This is a genomic window from Amycolatopsis sp. WGS_07 (genome assembly GCF_045278895.1).
Taxonomy (GTDB): domain Bacteria; phylum Actinomycetota; class Actinomycetes; order Mycobacteriales; family Pseudonocardiaceae; genus Amycolatopsis.
In genome coordinates, this window is record NZ_CP136053.1 from 8,002,445 (window position 1) to 8,019,151 (window position 16,707).

Here is a 16,707-nt window from a genome sequence, read left to right on the forward strand (position 1 = left end):
CATGGTATCTGGACCAGGGTGTCCGTGGGCCAACCAAGAGAAAATAATGCGCACAGTTTCTTGAGAACAGAATAGAAGTCCGCAGGCTAGACTTTCGGCCGGGGCGCGGGGTTAGCATGAGCCGACGGCACGCGGGGCTCCAGGTCCCCGCGGGACTCAGGAAGCGCAGGAGCGACGATGCTCGAAGCACATTCCGGCCCGGAGATTCCGCCCCGGGCCGCCGAACTTCTCGACCGCGAGTGGCGCCTGCTCATCGACGGCAAGCTCGTCCCGGCGCGGTCCGGAGCCACCTTCTCCCGGGTGTCCCCCTACACCGGCGCCACGATCGCCGAGGTGCCCGACGCGGGCCCCGCCGACGTCGACGAGGCAGTGCGCGCCGCGGCAGCCGCGAAAGAGGCATGGCGGGACACCGTTCCCGTCGAGCGGGCGAAGCTGGTGGCAGAACTCGCCGACGCGATCGAGCGGCACGGCGAGGAGCTGGCCCTGCTCGACACGGTCGACGCGGGGTCGCCGATCTCGAACTCGCGCGTCGACGTCGGGGTCACCGTGGCGCAGCTGCGGATGTTCGCCGGGCAGGCGCTGGAACTGAAGGGCACGACGGTGCCCGCCAGCACCGCGTTGCACGTGACGACGCGCGAACCGGTCGGCGTGGTGGCGCGGATCGTGCCCTACAACCATCCGCTAATGTTCGCGGGCAAGGTCGCCGCGCCGCTGGTGGCGGGCAATCCGACGATCCTCAAGCCGCCGGAGGCCGCGCCGCTTTCCGCGCTGCGGCTGGCCGAACTGGCCAAGGACATCTTCCCGCCCGGCGTGCTTTCGGTGATCGTCGGCGACGGCCCGGCGGTGCCGGACGCGCTGGTGCGGCACCGGGAGGTGCGCCGGATCGGGTTCATCGGCTCCGAGCCCACCGGGCGCGCCATCCAGCGCGCGGCGGCCGAAAGCGGCGTCAAGGACGTCAGTCTCGAACTCGGCGGCAAGAACGCCATGGTGGTGTTCCCGGACGCGGACCTCGAAGCCGCGGCCGCCGGAGCCGTGTTCGGCATGAACTTCACGTGGTCCGGCCAGTCCTGCGGATCGAACTCGCGGCTGCTCGTGCACCAGGACGTCCACGACGCGCTCGTCGCCCGGGTGGTCGAGCTGATCGAGGCGCGGCGGATCGGCGATCCGTTCGACGAGCGCACCGAACAGGGCACGATGATCAACCGGGCACAGTACGAGAAGTCGTTGTCCTACATCGACATCGCGGTCTCCGAGGGCGCTCAGGTCGCCACCGGAGGCGGCCGCCCGGCCGGCGTGGAGCACGGGCTGTTCGTGGCCCCGACGGTCTTCACCGGCGTGCGCCCGGACATGCGGATCGCCCGCGAGGAGGTGTTCGGGCCGCTGTTGTCGGTCATCCCGTTCGCCGACGAGGCCGAAGCGATCCGCATCGCCAACAGCGTCGACTACGGGCTGACCGCGAGCGTCTGGACCGCCGACGTCACCCGTGCGCACCGCGTCGCCCGCGCGTTCGAGGCCGGGTTCGTCTGGATCAACGGCTCGTCCCGGCACTTCCCCAACGTGCCCTTCGGCGGAGTCAAGGGATCCGGCGTCGGCCGCGAGGAAAGCCTCGAAGAACTGCTCAGCTACACCGAAACCAAGTCCATCAACGTCATGTTCTGACCATCGAAGGCAAAGGGGCCCTCATGGCGTACGTCATCGGCATCGACACCGGCGGAACCTTCACCGACGCCTTCGTCGCCGACCAGCACAACCGGCTCGCCGCGGCCAAAACCCCGTCCACCCCGCCGGATTTCGCGACCGGCTTCCTCACCGCGATCGACGACCTCGCCGCCGAACTCGGCGTCCCGGTCCGCGAACTGCTCGCGAACACCGACTATCTCGTGCACGGCACCACCTCGACGCTCAACGCGCTGGTCACCGGAGACGTCGCGCAGGTCGGCTTCCTCACCACCCGCGGCCACGCGGACTCGATCAGCATCATGAACCTCGAAGGCCGTTACGCCGGTCTCGGCAGCGACGACATCCAGCACATGGCCCGCACCGCGAAGCCCGCGTCTTTGGTGCCCCGGCACCGGATTCGCGAGATCGACGAGCGCGTCGACTACCAGGGCCGCGTCGTCGTCCCGCTCGACGAGGACGGCGTCCGGGCCGCGGTGCGCGACCTGCTCGCCGACGGCGCCGAGGCGGTCGCGGTCTCGCTGCTGTGGTCGTTCCGCAATCCCGCGCACGAGCAGCGGATCCGCGAGATCGTCCAGCAGGAAGCGCCCGAGGTGTACGTGGCGCTCTCCAGCGAGGTCAGCCCGCGGATCCGGGAGTACCCGCGCAACGTCACGACGATCATGAACACCCAGGTCGGCCCGCGGCTCGGCAGTTACCTGCGACCGCTCGAAGCCGAACTGCGCGCCCGCGGGCTCACCGGCGCGCTCCTGGTGATGCAGGGCTCCGGCGGTTGCGTCACCGCCGCGGACGCTCCGGCGCACGCGATCACCACCATCGGTTCGGTGCTCACCGGCGGCGTCGTCGGATGCACCCGGATGGCCGCGTCGCTGGGCCACGACAAGGTGATCTCGACCGACATGGGCGGCACCACGTTCCTGGTCGGGCTCGTCGTGGACGGCAAACCGGTGACCACCACGAGCACGATCCTCAACCAGTACACGATCAGCACGCCCATGGTCGACGTGCACACGATCGGCGCGGGCGGCGGCGCGATCGCCTGGGTCGACCCGGGCGGCAACCTCCGCGTCGGGCCGCGCAGCGCGGGCGCCCGCCCCGGACCGGCCTGTTACGGCGAGGGCGGCTGGGAGCCGACGGTCACCGACGCCGACCTCGTCCTCGGCATCATCAACCCGGACAATTTCCTGGGCGGGCGCAAGAAACTCGACGTCCAGCAGTCCCGCGACGCCATCGACAAGGTCGTGGCCACCCCGCTCGGCATGTCCGTCGAGGACGCCGCCGCGGCGATCTACGCGATCCAGAACGCCCAGACCGCCGACCTCGTCCGCAAGGTCGTGGTCAACTCGGGCCAGGACCCGCGCGACTTCACGCTGTACGCGTTCGGCGGCGCGGGCCCGATGCACTGCGCGAGCTACTCGGCTGACCTCGGGGTCAAGGAGGTCGTGGTCCCGCTCGGCTCCACCGCGGCGGTGTTCTCCGCCTACGGCCTGGCCGCCTCGGACATCGTGCTGACGGCCGAACAGTCGCAGCCAGTGGCGATGCCAGTCGCGGCGGCGACCGCGAACGAGGTGTTCACCGGCCTGGAACGCGAACTGGAACGCCGGCTGTCCGAGCAGGGCCTGACGTTCTCCGCGATCAGCTACGAACGCGAAGCCGACATCCGTTACACGATGCAGCTCGCCGAGGTCGCGACCCCGGTCCCCGGCGGCAAGCTGACCGCCGAGTCGGTCGAGCAGCTCGGCCGCGACTTCGAGGCGGGCTACGAAGCGTTGTACGGCAAGGGATCCGGCTTCCCGGACGCCGGGCTGCAGCTGATCACCTACCGCGTCCGCGCCACCGGGATCCTGCAGATCCAGCCGGAGCTGCCCGGACACGGCACCCGGCCCGGCGAGCCGGTCAAGAGCGGCGAGCGGGACGTCCTGCTCGACGTGCGCGCCGGACGGCAACCGGCCGCGATCTACGACTACCGCGCGCTCGGCACCGGCCACGAGATCGCCGGCCCGGCGGTCGTCGAAGCGCCCACCACGACCGTCGCCCTGCCGCCCGGGACCCGGGCAACCGTGGACCGGCTGGGCAACCTCGTGATCCGTTTCCCCGAGCGGAAGGAACACTCCTGATGGCCGTCATCCCCGTCGCCGGCTCCGAGCGATTCGTCCAGTCCGGCGCTCCCCTCGACCCGGAAGCCCGGTTCGGCGACCTGAACCTGCACCGCGTCAGCTCCGCCGATGTCGACGCGCTCACCTACGAGGTCGTCCGGCACCGCCTGGTCGCCATCACCGACGACATGGGCGACGCGATCAAGCGGATGTCCGGCTCGGTCGTCGTGACCGACTGCAACGACTTCGGCGCGGGCATCATGGACGAGACCGGCGAGACCGTCCAGGTCGGGCTCTACAACATGCAGCTCGGGTCCGCTTTGGACATGGCCGTGCGCTGGACGCTGGAGCATCGCGCGGAGAACCCGGGAATCGCGCCCGGCGACCAGTTCCTGCTGAACGACCCGTGGATCGGCGGCGGCCTGCACCAGAACGACGTCACCGTGCTCGCGCCGCTGTTCTACGACGGGCAGCTGTTCTGCTGGACCGGCGCGGTCGCGCACCAGGTCGACCTCGGCGGCGTGTCGCCGGGCAGCTGGTCGGTCGAGGGGCACGACGTGTTCTGGGAGGCGCTGCCGATCCCGCCGGTCAAGATCGTCGAAGGCGGCAGGCTGCGCTCGGACATGGAGGACATGTACCTGCGCCGTTCCCGCGTACCCCGCCTGGTCGGGCTCGACCTGCGCGCCAAGATCGGCGCGAACAACGTCGCACAGGACCGGCTGACCGCGCTCATCGACAAGTACGGCCCGGACACGGTCAAGGCCGTGATGAAGAAGATGATGGGCGACGCCGAATCCCAGCTGCGCGCGAAACTGCGTTCGCTGCCGGACGGAACCTGGTCGGCCGTGGCGCACCAGGACGGCGCGCGGGCGGGCGACCGCGACATCCACAAGATCGTCGTCGCGATGTCCAAACAGGACGACACGCTGACCTTCGACTTCACCGGCACCGATCCGCAGGTCGACGGCATCATCAACTGCACGCTGGCCGGGCTGCGCGGCGGGATCCTGCCGATCCTGCTGACCATGCTGTGCCCGGACATCTCGTGGTCGCCCGGCGGGATCTACCGGTGCGTCGAGATCGTCAGCGAACCGGGGACGATCAACAACTGCACCTTCCCGGCCGGCATCGGGAAGGCGTCGGTCAACTCGGCCTGGTCCACGCAGAACGCGGTCTCCGAAACCGTCGCGCAGATGCTCAGCACGCACGCCGAGCTGAGCCGGTCGGCGATGAGCGTGTGCTGCGGCACCTGGGACCTGACCCTGCTGGCCGGGGTCGACCAGCGCGGCGGCGGTTTCGCCACGATGCTGTGCGACGCGATGTCCGGCGGGCTCGGCGCGAAGGTCGACGGGGACGGCGTCGACACCGGCGGCGAGAACTGCATCCCGATGGGCCGCATCGCCGACATCGAGATCAACGAGTTCAGCTTCCCGATGCTCTACCTGTGGCGGCGCGAGGAGGTCGACTCCGGCGGCCCGGGCCGGTGGCGCGGCGGCGTCGGGGCGTCGAGCTGCTTCATCCCCTATGACTCCCCCACCCGCAGCGTGCACCTCGTCGTCTCGGCCAACGGCAAGGCGGTGCCGCAGGCTCCCGGCATCTCCGGCGGCTATCCCGCCGCCACGCAATGGGACGTCCTCGTCCGCGACACCACCGTGCGCGACCAGCTCGCGAACGGCCGGATCCCGCAGACGATCGACGACCTCAGCGGCCGCGCGGACACCCTTCCGCCGCACCTGGAGACCGATCTCGCCGAGGCGGACGTCTACTTCACCCATTGGCAGGGCGGCGGCGGGATCGGCGACCCGCTGCACCGCGAGCCCGAACGCGTCGCCGCGGATGTCCGCAACGGCAAGGTGTCCGCAGTCGCGGCTCTCGACGTCTACGGCGTCGTGCTGGCAGACGGCCAACCCGATCTCGCGGCTACCGCGGCGCACCGCGATCGGCTGCGGCACGAGCGCGCTGGGCTCACGCCCCCGGAAGGAGCGCACCAGTGAACCTCGACCTCAACCTCCGCGTGGACGACGCGACCGGCGCGGTCGTCTGCCGGCACTGCGCGACGCGGATCGGCGACACCACGGCCGAACCGATGGCGCACGCGCGGCGCCACGAACGTCCCTCCACCGACGCCGGACCTGGCGTGCACGCCGATCCCGGCGCGTTCGTCGACCGGAAAGTGCTGCTGCGCCAAGCGTTCTGCCCCGGTTGCCTGACGCTGCTGTCCACCGAGATCGTCCCGGACGGCGAACCCTCCTACCGAAGCTGGAGCCTCGCATGACCCTCAACGGACTCGCCGGGAAAGTCGTCGTCGTGACCGGCGCGGCCCAAGGCATCGGCGCGGCCTACGCCCGCCGTCTGGTCGACGAAGGCGCGACCGTGGTGCTCGCCGACCTCAACCGCGACGGCGTCGAAGCCACCGCCGCTTCTTTCGACGGCCCGGGCAAAGCCAGTGCGTACGCACTCGACGTCGCCAACCGCGCCAGCTGCGCGGAGTTCGCGGCACAGCTCACCGAGGCGCACGGCCGCGTCGACGGCCTGATCAACAACGCGGCGATCTTCTCCACCATCAAGATGAAACCGTTCTGGGAGATCACCGACGAGGAATGGGACCGGCTGATGGCGGTCAACCTCCGCGGCCCGTGGCTGCTCGTGTCGGAACTCCTTCCGCTGCTACAGGCTTCGCCGTCGGCCAGCGTCGTCAACATCGGCTCCGACGCGGTGCAGCTCGGCCGTCCCGGCTACCTGCACTACGTGGCCAGCAAGGGCGGCGTGCACGGCATGACGTTCTCGATGGCGCGCGAACTCGGCGAGTTCGGCATCCGGGTCAACACTCTTTCGCCGGGCCCGGTGTACACCGAGATCGCGCGGGAAACCGTGACGCCGGAACAGCGCGAGACAATGTTGCGCGCCCAGTCGCTGCACCGGCCCGCCGGGGCCGACGACATGACCGGGCTGGCCGCGTTCCTGCTCTGCGACGACGCGGGCTATCTCACCGGGCAGACCCTGAGCGTCAACGGCGGGCTGGTGCACCGATGAGCACACAACAGGAACTCGTCGCCCTCTCGTCCCGGATCCTGGCCGCCGCCGGACAGGGCGACCTGATCTGGGGCCACGTCTCGTGCCGCGACGCAGATGGTCGTGGCGTGTGGATCAAGTCCGCGGAATGGGGCATGGAGGAGGTCACCCCGGAGCGCGTGCAGCTCGTCAACGCCGAGGGTGAGGTCGTCTCCGGAACCGGCCCGCGGCACAGCGAATACCCGATCCACACCGAGGTGATCGCCGCGCGCCCAGACGTGAACGCGGTCGTGCACACGCACGCGCCGCACGCCGTCGCCCTGGCCGCGACCGGACAGGAACTGCGTCCGGTGAGCCACGCCGCCAACCTGTTCGTGCCGCCCGAGGTCCCGCGCTACACCGAGACCGCGGACCTGATCCTGACGCCCGAACTGGGCAAGTCCCTGGCGGCGGAACTCGGCAACGCGCGGGCGGTATTCCTGGTGAACCACGGGATCGTCGCGGTCGGAGACTCCGTCGAGAGCGCCACGGTAGCCGCGGTGGTGCTGGAGCGGGCCTGCGAACAGCAGCTGCTGACGCAGTCGTTCGGCGGCTGGCCCAGCTGGTCGCCTCCGGAGGAGTCGCAGGCGAAGCGGGAGCACATCTATCACCCGCGTGCCGTTCAGGCGGTGTGGGACTACCTGGTGCGGCAGCTTTGAGCGGCGCTGCCCAGCCGTGTTCCTAGGTCCGTGAAGGACTCCTTGAGGGAACCAGATTCCTTCAAGGAGTCCTTCACGGACCGCGAACCGGTCCGCACCGCCCGGGCAGACGCAGCTCAACCGCACCGCTGGCGAACCACCGAAATCCCGCCGGATCCCGCTGCCCGCACCGGAATCCGCACCCGGCCCGCCCTTGCCGCGATAGGCAACAATTTCTAGGGCAAGGTTCTGCGGCGGAGGGCGGCCCGATGACGGTGCGAGTCTTGCTGGTCGAGGACGATGCCCTGATCAGCGCGGCGCTCTCCCTCGCGCTCGCCGATCAAGGCTGTGTGGTGACGCAGGCGGCGTCCGGCGAAGAAGCGCTGGAAAAACTCGATACGGCGAGCGTCGACGTGGTCCTGCTCGACCTGATGCTGCCCGGGATGGACGGGCTCGCCGTCTGCCAGGAGCTGCGCCTGCGCGGCGATCTGCCGGTCATCGTCATCACCGCGCGGGCCGACAGCCAGGACGTGATCGCGGGCCTCGAAGCCGGTGCCGACGACTACGTGACAAAACCGCTGGTCGCCGGCGAACTCGCCGCCCGCATCCGGGCGCTGCTGCGGCGTGCCGCGCCGGTCCGGCGGTGCTGCCTCCAGGTCGGCGATCTCCTGCTGAGCACGCACGACGAGACGGTTTCCCGCAACGGTGCGCCGATCCGGCTCACCCGCACGGAATTCCGGCTGCTGGCCGAACTGGCCGCGGCCGAGGGCGAGGTCGTCACGCGGGAGCAGTTGCTGCAGCGGATCTGGGGCCGCGACTACTTCGGCGGCACGCGGCTGCTCGACGTGCACATCAGGCGGCTGCGGCGCAAGGTCGAACCGGATCCCGACTGTCCGCGCCTGGTGCTGACTGTCCGGGGCATCGGCTACCGCGCCGAGCCCCGGCAGTGAACGCGGCCGGCTGTACCCGGCTTCCCTTGCGCTGGCGGGTTTCCGCGGCGTTCGGGCTCGGGCTGGTGGTGGTCGTCAGCGCGCTGTGCGCGGCGACCTGGCACCTGGCCACCGGGTACCTGCTCAACCAGCGCCAGCAGAGCGCCGACCGCCATTCCCGGGTCAACGCACGGCTGGTCGACAATGAGATCCGCGACCAGCCCGCGGACCTCGACGAACTGCTGAGCGCACTCGCCGCCGGACCGCATTCGACGATCCTCGTGTCCCTGCCCGGTGGCTGGCGCACCGCCGGCCGCCCGGTCGGGCCCGAGGCGCTCCCGCCCGGTTTGCTCGACAAGGCCCGCGCGGGCGCGCCCGCGCACGAGCGCTTCACCGCCGACGGAATCCCGGTTCTCGCTGTCGCACAACCACTTGCCGTCCCGAACGGATTCTACGTCGAACTGCATCCGCTGCTCGGGCTCGAACGGACCTTCCGGAACCTGCGCATGATCCTGTTCTCCGGCACGGTGGCGTGCGGCCTGTTCGGGGTCGCGCTGGGCGCGTGGGCGGCCCGGCGCGCGCTCCGGCCGCTCGCCGCGTTCACCGAGACCGCCGCCCGGATCGCGCGCGGCGACCTCAGCGCCCGGCTGCCCGAACAATCCGGCCCGGACCTCGCCCCGCTCGCCGCGACCTTCAACTCCACGGCGGACGCACTGGAGCAACGCGTCCGCCGCGACGCCCGGTTCGCCGCCGACGTCAGCCACGAACTCCGCTCGCCGCTCACCACGATGACGTCGGTCGCCGAAGTGCTCGACCGCCGCCGCGACGCCATGCCCCCGCCCGCGCAGAAAGCCTTGCAGCTCCTGCTGGCCGAGCTGCACCGGTTCCGCGGCATGGTGCTCGACCTGCTGGAGATCTCGGCAGTCGACCAGGCGGACAACGGCGAGGAACGCGAACTGGTCGACCTCGCCCCGCTCGTGCGCAGCGGCGTCGCGAGCAGCCCCGCCCCGCGTCCCGCCGTGGAGGTCGGCACGGAACCCCTGCTGGTGGCCGCCGACCGCCGCCGCCTCGACCGGGTCCTGGCCAACCTCCTCGACAACGCGGAACGCTACGGCGGCGGCGCGGTCCGGGTGGCCGCCTACGCCCGAGACGGCGTCGTCCGGCTGGAGGTCGACGACGCCGGTGACGGGGTCCCGGCCGAACTCCGGGAACGCATTTTCGAGCGGTTCTCCCGCGGCCTCCACGCCGGACGGCGGGACCCGGACTCGGGAACCGGCCTCGGACTGGCGATCGTCGCCGAACACGTGCGCCGCCACGACGGCCGGGTGTGGGCGGAGGAACGACCAGGCGGCGGGGCGCGGTTCGTGGTCGAACTCCCCCGGGCACGCGAGTGACTCAGTCCCGCTTCAACGCGTTGGTCAACCCGGCGACGACCGCAGTGGTCAGCACCCAGCCCGCGCCGGTGAAGACCCACGACCACACCTGCGCGGGGCCTTGCGGGTACCACGACTTCTTCTGGCCGAGGTCCACGATCGGGATGAGCACGTCGAGCGAGTACGCGACGGGCTGGAACGCGGGCCCGGAGGGAGCCGACGCCCGCATGTCCGACCGGTAGGCGCCGCCGAACAGCGAGGTCCCGAACGAGACCAGCAGCACTAGCCACAGACCGGCCAGCCAGGTGCGGTAGCCGTAGCCGACAGTCAGGTACAGCAACCAGTTCCAGAGCTTGCCCAGCGGGTTCAGGACCCGGCGCCTCCGCCACTGCTTGGCCACTTGCACCCGGCGCGCGGCTTCCACCCGCCCGGCCCGGCGGTAAGCGGCGGCCAGCTGGTCGTAGCCGGCCGGGGAGTATCCGAATCCGTCGCTGCGCAGCCACGACAGGCGTTGCCGCACGCTCACGTTCTCGTTGCGGAGGGTCTGGTACTCGAACCCGGCCAGCCCCGGCGCGGACGGCCAGCTCTCCGGAGCGTCGAACAGCTCGTTCACCCGGGCGCGCACCAGGTCGACCTGGCCGTGCACCGGCTCCGCGGCCAGCAGTTCCAGGCTGCCGGCCTGCACGGAGTTGAGCTGGAAGGCCGCCCCGCCGGCGGGCACCGAACTCGTCCCCACGAACCGGAGTTTGTGCCCGATCCGGCCGTCCACCAGGTGGATTTGGCCGTCGGTCGTGAAATCCCGGCGGAACTCCAGGTCGCCCTCGACGTGGATGCCGTCTCCGACGAACGCGGGATGCTGCCGGGTCGTCACGGATCCGTCGAACACCACCCGGCCGCCGATCCGGGCCTGGATCAGCCGGAGCGGGCCGTCGGACGAGAACCCGTTCCGGAAGGAAACGTCGTGCGCCACGGAAACCTGGTCCGCCGAGAGCGCGAAACCGTCCGGATTGGACAGTCGCGCGTCGTCGAAGACCAGGTTCCCGCCGAGCCGCGCCCCGCTGAGGAAAACCGCCCCGGCCGCGGAAAGCCCTTCGCCGAGCAGGGAGGTCCCCACCTGGAGGTTGTCCGCGGTCAGGGCTTTGCCGCCGGGGTTGCGCACACTCGCGCCGGAGATGTCGAAGTGCCCGCCGATCGTCGTGTCGGTGAGGATCAGGGCACCCTCAGCGGTCAGGTCGCGGGCATGCAGGTTGCCGCCGACCTCGATTCCCATGGCCAGCAGGGCGGTCTTCTCGAGCTGGCGGAGCCGCGCGCGGGTCAGGTACAGGTCCCGGCCGATGCGCGCGCCGCTGAGGTTCACCGCGCGGGCGACCTCGATCTCGGCGAGGTCGAGAAACCCGGTGGTCCGGACGTTGTCCGCGCGGAGGTAGCCGACCTGGCTCCCGCGCAGGCCGATCGACTTCGCCTCCGTTTCGGTGAGGCGGACCGCGCCGGTGAAGACGCACTGCTCCAGCGCCAGCGGGCAGTCGATCGTCATCGCACCGAGGTCCAGCTCGCCGACGATCCGGACGCCCCGCAGCCGGACCGCACGCGGCGGCGGGTCGGCGGCGAGCAGTTCGACGAGAACGGCCGCGTCGAGCGGTTCGCCGCCGGTCAGGTCGAGTTCACGGCCAGTGCGCGCCGCGTCGGCGAGTTCCTCCATCGTCACGCGCTGAGGATTTCACGGCCGCCGCGATCTCACCTCCCCGTTGCGGCAGGTTCCAGCGCGGTCAGCACCGACTGATGCGTGATCCACCCGGTCAGCTCATCGGCCCCGGTCAACACCGGAAGCCCGGTCCCCGGAGCCTGGGCGAGGGCGTCCAGCGCGTCCGCGAGCGTCGAATCGCTCGTCACGAGCGGCGGCAGCTCGGCGAGGTCCCCGACCCGGCCTTCGTGGTCCTCAGCCACCGCCTCAGCGACCGCGCGGGCGGTGGCGCAGCCCTGATACCGGCCGTCCTCGTCTACTACCGGCAGGATTCCGTGGCCGGACAGCGCGAGTGCGTGCGCCGCCAGTTCCAGCGGCAGGTCCTCGCGCAGCGGCTCCGGCAGCGGTTCGGTCACTGCGGAGACCTTCGTACCCTCGATCCGGCGTGCGGACGGGTGTTTGTCCAGATCGATGCCGCGGCGGCGGAGCTTGAGCGTGTAGATCGTGTCCCGGCTCAGTGCGCGGCTCACGGCGGTCGCGATCACGATGGCGGTCAGCATCGGCAGGATCACCGTGTACTGCCCGGTCAGTTCGAAGAGCACGATCACCGCCGTGATCGGGGCCCGCGCCGCGCCCGCGAACGCCGCTCCCATGCCGATCAGCCCGTACACGCCCGGCGACGCGGTCATCGACGGCAGCCACGCGTGCACCCCGATCCCGAACGCCGTCCCCGCCATCGCGCCGATGAACAGCGACGGCGCGAACACCCCGCCCGAGCCGCCGATCCCGATCGTCAAGCTGGTCGCCACGATCTTCCCGAGCAGCAGCACCAGCAGGAACCCGAGGACGTACTTCCCCTCGACCGCGTTCTGCAGCACCGGGTAGCCCACCCCGTACATCTGCGGCAGCACCAGCAGCAGCCCGCCGAGGAAGAGCCCGCCGACGGCCGGGCGCAGCCACTCCGGGCCGCGCCACAGGCGGTCGCACAGGTCCTCGATCCAGTACAGCGCCCGGGTGAACAGCACCCCGCACGCGCCGACCACCAGGCCCAGCACCACGAACAGCAGGTACTCCACCGGACTGCGCAACGTGAACGGCGGCAGGTCCAGGAACGGCGCGTTCCCCAGCACCGCCCGGCCGACCACGCTCGCCGTCACGCTCGCGAGCACCACCGCCCCGAACGACTCGGCGGCGAAATCGCGCAGGATCAGCTCCATCGCGAAGAACGGACCGGCCAGCGGCGCGTTGAACGTCGCCGCGATCCCGCCCGCCGCGCCGCACGCCACCAGCACCCGCAGCCGCGATTCGGGCAGCCGCGCCGTCCGGCCCAGCGCCGACCCCAGCGCGGACCCGATCTGGACGATCGGCCCCTCCCGGCCGACCGAACCGCCGGAGCCGATCGTCAACGCCGACGCCAGCGCCTTGACCACGCTCACCTGCACCGGAATCCGCCCGCCCCGCTCGGCGACGGCGTACATCACCTCCGGCACCCCGTGTCCCCGCGCCTCAGGAGCGAACCGGTGCACCAGCGGCCCGTACACCAGGCCTGCCACCACCGGGGCCAGCAGCAGGAACCACGGCCCCAGCGCCGGGAACCACGGATGCGCTGCCCGCCCGGCCGCCGAGTAGTCCTGGTGCCCGGAGAACAGGTGCGTGAAGGACGTGATCAGCCAGCGGAATACGACCGCGCCCAGCCCTGCGCCCGCCCCGATCAGTACCGCCAAACCGACTAGCCCGGCTCGGCTCTCCCGCACCCACCGGCCGATCGGCTGCCGCACTGGCACGACGATCCCGCGTTTCCCCGAAGACATCGGTGCAGTATGCAACAGTTGGCCAGGGATAGTGTTGCGGGATCGCTCACACCCCTACCGGTTCCACTCCCGCAGAGGTCCGTGAAGGGCCCCTCGCGGGCGAAGATTCCTCTGCCAGGGACTTAAAGCGGCGCTATGCGGTGCCCCGTTGAGGCTCGTCCGCCGCGGGGCTGGGTCGCCTGCGAGGGGAAACCCTGATTCCCAGTCCAGGGACTTCAGCCGGGATGCCTCCGCCTGCTGACTGTCCACACGGGACGCCAACCTAGGGGAAATGCCCGATTGATTCCCGGATGACCGTGTTCGTGGGTCTGTGAGGGACGCCTTGAGGGAACCAGATTCCCTCAAGGCGTCCCTCACAGACCGCACACCGCGCTCCCGCACGGCCCGGCCGTCGGTAGTCAGCTCGGCTTTCTCGACCTGGGCAGAGCCGCTCCCAATACACCCGCAGGGCCGCCTTAAGTCCCAGGCATCGGTCCCTGATTCCCTCACCGACGTCCCTGCCGTCCAGCAAAGCGACCCGCGGCTCAGAACACGAAGTAGCGCAACCACAGATACGGCGCAGCAACCAGCACAGTGATCAGCGTGACGACCGCGCCCTTCTTCGTGAACTCCCAGAACGAGATCGGCGTACCGGACCGGGCCGCGATGCCCAGCACGACGACGTTGGCACTGGCCCCGACCGCGGTCATGTTGCCGCCGAAGTCCGCGCCGAGCGCCAGCGACCACCACAGCGCCTCCGAGTGCGCGGGATCGGGGATGTCGTTGGTCAGCGCCAGCACGAGCGGGCTCATCGTGGCCACGTACGGGATGTTGTCGATCACGCCGGACAGCAGCGCGGACACGCCGAGGATCAGGAACACCGCCAGCAGCGCGTTCCCGCCGGTGGCACCCGCGGCGAGCTTCGCCAGCCAGTCGATCACGCCGGTCTTGACCAGCGCCCCGATCATGATGAACAGCCCCGCGAAGAACAGCAGGGTTTCCCATTCGACGCCGTCCAGGTACTGCTTCGGCTGCGTGCCCGAAACCAGCACCAGCAGGCCCGCGCCGAGGAGCGCGACCACCGACGGGTCCAGGTGCACCACCGAATGCAGTACGAAGCCGGCGAACACCAGCAGCAGCACGACGCCGGATTTGATCAGCAGCTTCGGCTGCCGGATCGCCTCGCGTTCCTTGAGCGCCATGACGTCGGCGACCCGCTGCGGATCGACGGTGAACGAGCCGCGGAACAGCCACGGCAGCACGAGCGCCAGCACGACGAGTTCGATGGCCACGATCGGCGTCAGATTGAGCAGGAAGTCGTTGAACGACAACCCCGCGCGGCTGCCGATGATGATGTTCGGCGGATCGCCGATCAGGGTCGCGGTGCCGCCGATGTTCGACGCGAGGACCTCGGCGATCAGGAACGGCGCGGGGCTGATGTCGAGCCGGTCGCACACCAGCAGCGTCACCGGCGCGATCAGCAGCACCGTCGTGACGTTGTCCAGGAACGCCGAGGCGACCGCGGTGATCAGCGCCAGCAGCAGCATGATCCGCAGCGGGGATCCCTTGGCGCGCTTGGCCGCCCAGATCGCGACGAACTCGAACACGCCGGTGCGGCGCAGGATCCCGACGATGATCATCATGCCGAGCAGCAGGAACAGCACGTTCCAGTCGACGCCGGTGTCCTCGGAGAAGAACGCGTCGGCCGAACCGCTGACGCCGGTCGCGAGCACGACGCCCGCCCCGGCCAGCGCCGCGGTCATCTTCGGGATCTTCTCGGTCGCGATGAAGACGTAGGCCACCACGAACACGACGACCGCGATGACCGTGCTCACCAGCCGGCCGCCAAGGTCAGCGAGGCGTCAGAGCCAGCTCCAGCAGCCGCGACGCGGACACCACGCCGAGCAGCGTCCGGTCCCGCATGACCGCCACGAGCGGACAGCGCAGCCGGGACATCGTCGCCGCGACCTCCACGATCGTGTCGTCGGCGTCCACCCTCGGCAATTCGCGCGGTTCGGCGGGCAGCAGTTCGCGCACCGTCCGCCCGCCGAGCTTGTCCGCGACGCGGTCGGCCGTCGATTCGCTGAGCACCCCGGCGAGCGACGGATCGTCGCGGACATAGGGCGGCACCAGGAACTGCACGACGTCCGAGGCGGGCAGCACCGAATGCGGGCACCCGGACGCGTCCGTCACCACCAGCCCGGGCAGCCGGTGCTCGGCCAGCATCCGCGCGGCCGCCAGCGCGTCCGAGTCGAGGTCGACGACCGGAAACTCCTCGGCCAGCTCCGCTGCGTGCATGCCCCCAGGCTACGGCGTGTGCGACCGGATCGCCGGACCTCGCGATTTCTTTCCGCACGCCTGACGGCGGCACCAGGGTCATCGGGGCTCCTCGGGGTTGGCGGTCCGGCTCGTCGCCCGGCTGGGCACGAGCGGGCCGACCAGACTTCCCGGCACTCCACGCGTAAAGATGCCGCAAAGATCGCCCCGGGGCAAACTGGGGCGACGGCCAAAGTCCTGTGGTCCGGGGAATTCCGGCCCTGTCCAGGCAACCAAGCGGCTGTCAGGGTCGACGCCAGCATCGGACGAGACGAAGAAGGTCGCCATGGAACGCGGACTCCCCGCCGCCTCCACTGTCACCACTGCCGTCGGAATGGCCGTCCGCGCTCCGTCGGCGCACAACTTCCAGCCCTGGCGCTTCGCGGTCGGCTACCGGTCGTTGCACCTCTTCGCCGACTCGTCGCGGCACCCGGCCGAGACCGGTTCGGACAGGCGGGATCGGGTGATCAGCTGCGGAGCGGCGCTGCACCACCTCCGCATCGCCTTCGCCGCGCTCGGCTGGCATGCCGAGGCGCACCGGCTGCCCGACCCGGCCGAACCCGACCACCTCGCGGCCGTCGAACTCCACCGGCACGAGCCCACCCTCGACGAGGTCGCGCTCGCCGCCGCGATTCCCCTCCGCCGCACCGATCGACGGCGGCACAGCTCCTGGCGCGTGCCTCGCGGACATCTCGAAAACATCGCCGAAGCCGTCGCGGACGAAGGCGTCGTGCTGTGCGAAGCCGAAGACGCCGAGCGGTGCTACTTGGCCGGGGCGATCGAGGAAGCCCGCAGCGCGGCCGTCGAGGACGACGAAACTGTGCTGCTGGTCCTGGGCACGGCGTCCGACGACCGCATGTCCCGGCTCCGCGCCGGAGAAGCCACCAGCGCCGCCCTGCTGACCGCTACTCGGTTCGGCCTCGCCAGCTGCCCGCTCACCGAACCGCTCGAACTGCCCGACGTCCGCCGTACGGTCGAGGAGCGGGTTTCCCCGGGCGCGTTTCCGCAGCTGGTCCTGTGCATCGGCTGGGCACCGGCCAACGCCGACCCGCTGCCCGCGACCCCGCGGTATTCCGTGGACGACGTGCTGGAGCCGCTGGAAGCCGCGAGGGTGCACCAGCCGTCCTGAGGCCCTCGGTCACGGATGGGTCCGCTG

Annotated in this window: 13 protein-coding genes; 9 read left to right on the forward strand and 4 right to left on the reverse strand. The window is 70.6% G+C overall.

Going from position 1 to position 16,707, the window contains the following annotated elements:
• Positions 1 to 177: 177 nt before the first annotated feature.
• The 8 genes from RPX00_RS37515 to RPX00_RS37550 all read left to right on the forward strand — a co-directional run bounded on the left by RPX00_RS37515 (position 178) and on the right by RPX00_RS37550 (position 9,785).
• Positions 178 to 1,659 (forward strand): aldehyde dehydrogenase family protein, encoded by a 1,482-nt coding sequence (locus RPX00_RS37515; RefSeq protein WP_406632594.1) that lies wholly within the window; start codon positions 178 to 180, stop codon positions 1,657 to 1,659.
• 23 nt (positions 1,660 to 1,682) lie between these two features.
• The gene (locus tag RPX00_RS37520; protein WP_406632595.1) at positions 1,683 to 3,794 is read left to right on the forward strand and encodes a hydantoinase/oxoprolinase family protein; all 2,112 of its coding nucleotides are present in this window, start codon (positions 1,683 to 1,685) and stop codon (positions 3,792 to 3,794) included.
• A complete protein-coding gene (locus tag RPX00_RS37525; RefSeq protein ID WP_406632597.1) occupies positions 3,794 to 5,767 on the forward strand; it encodes a hydantoinase B/oxoprolinase family protein in 1,974 nt (657 codons plus the stop codon). Before RPX00_RS37520 ends, RPX00_RS37525 begins: the two co-directional genes overlap by 1 nt.
• Positions 5,764 to 6,048: a hypothetical protein gene (locus tag RPX00_RS37530; protein WP_406632599.1), complete on the forward strand. Its 285-nt coding sequence runs from the start codon at positions 5,764 to 5,766 to the stop codon at positions 6,046 to 6,048. Before RPX00_RS37525 ends, RPX00_RS37530 begins: the two co-directional genes overlap by 4 nt.
• Complete coding sequence (locus tag RPX00_RS37535) at positions 6,045 to 6,806, forward strand: SDR family NAD(P)-dependent oxidoreductase (RefSeq protein ID WP_406632601.1); 762 nt, start codon at positions 6,045 to 6,047, stop codon at positions 6,804 to 6,806. The genes RPX00_RS37530 and RPX00_RS37535 overlap by 4 nt, the downstream gene beginning before the upstream one ends.
• On the forward strand, positions 6,803 to 7,483 hold the full coding sequence (locus tag RPX00_RS37540; RefSeq protein ID WP_406632603.1) for a class II aldolase/adducin family protein: 681 nt from the start codon (positions 6,803 to 6,805) through the stop codon (positions 7,481 to 7,483). Before RPX00_RS37535 ends, RPX00_RS37540 begins: the two co-directional genes overlap by 4 nt.
• 248 nt (positions 7,484 to 7,731) lie before the next feature.
• Entirely contained in the window at positions 7,732 to 8,412 is a 681-nt protein-coding gene (locus RPX00_RS37545) for a response regulator transcription factor (RefSeq protein WP_406632605.1), read from the forward strand.
• 26 nt (positions 8,413 to 8,438) lie between these two features.
• Complete coding sequence (locus RPX00_RS37550; RefSeq protein ID WP_406632606.1) at positions 8,439 to 9,785, forward strand: sensor histidine kinase; 1,347 nt, start codon at positions 8,439 to 8,441, stop codon at positions 9,783 to 9,785.
• 1 nt (position 9,786) lies between these two features.
• Here the strand turns inward: RPX00_RS37550 and RPX00_RS37555 are convergent, their stop codons facing one another.
• The 4 genes from RPX00_RS37555 to RPX00_RS37570 form a co-directional block, all read right to left on the reverse strand.
• Positions 9,787 to 11,469 carry a hypothetical protein gene (locus tag RPX00_RS37555; RefSeq protein WP_406632608.1) on the reverse strand — a complete coding sequence of 561 codons (1,683 nt, stop codon included), beginning with the start codon at positions 11,467 to 11,469 and terminating at the stop codon, positions 9,787 to 9,789.
• Between the two features lie 29 nt (positions 11,470 to 11,498).
• Complete coding sequence (locus tag RPX00_RS37560) at positions 11,499 to 13,256, reverse strand: chloride channel protein (RefSeq protein ID WP_406632610.1); 1,758 nt, start codon at positions 13,254 to 13,256, stop codon at positions 11,499 to 11,501.
• A gap of 524 nt (positions 13,257 to 13,780) precedes the next feature.
• Positions 13,781 to 15,070 carry an ArsB/NhaD family transporter gene (locus RPX00_RS37565; RefSeq protein WP_406632612.1) on the reverse strand — a complete coding sequence of 430 codons (1,290 nt, stop codon included), beginning with the start codon at positions 15,068 to 15,070 and terminating at the stop codon, positions 13,781 to 13,783.
• Positions 15,071 to 15,086: 16 nt separating this feature from the next.
• Positions 15,087 to 15,533 (reverse strand): CBS domain-containing protein, encoded by a 447-nt coding sequence (locus RPX00_RS37570; protein ID WP_406632614.1) that lies wholly within the window; start codon positions 15,531 to 15,533, stop codon positions 15,087 to 15,089.
• Positions 15,534 to 15,837: 304 nt separating this feature from the next.
• Here RPX00_RS37570 and RPX00_RS37575 point away from each other — a divergent pair, with 304 nt between their 5' ends.
• Entirely contained in the window at positions 15,838 to 16,680 is an 843-nt protein-coding gene (locus RPX00_RS37575; RefSeq protein ID WP_406632616.1) for an NAD(P)H nitroreductase, read from the forward strand.
• Positions 16,681 to 16,707 lie beyond the last annotated feature (27 nt).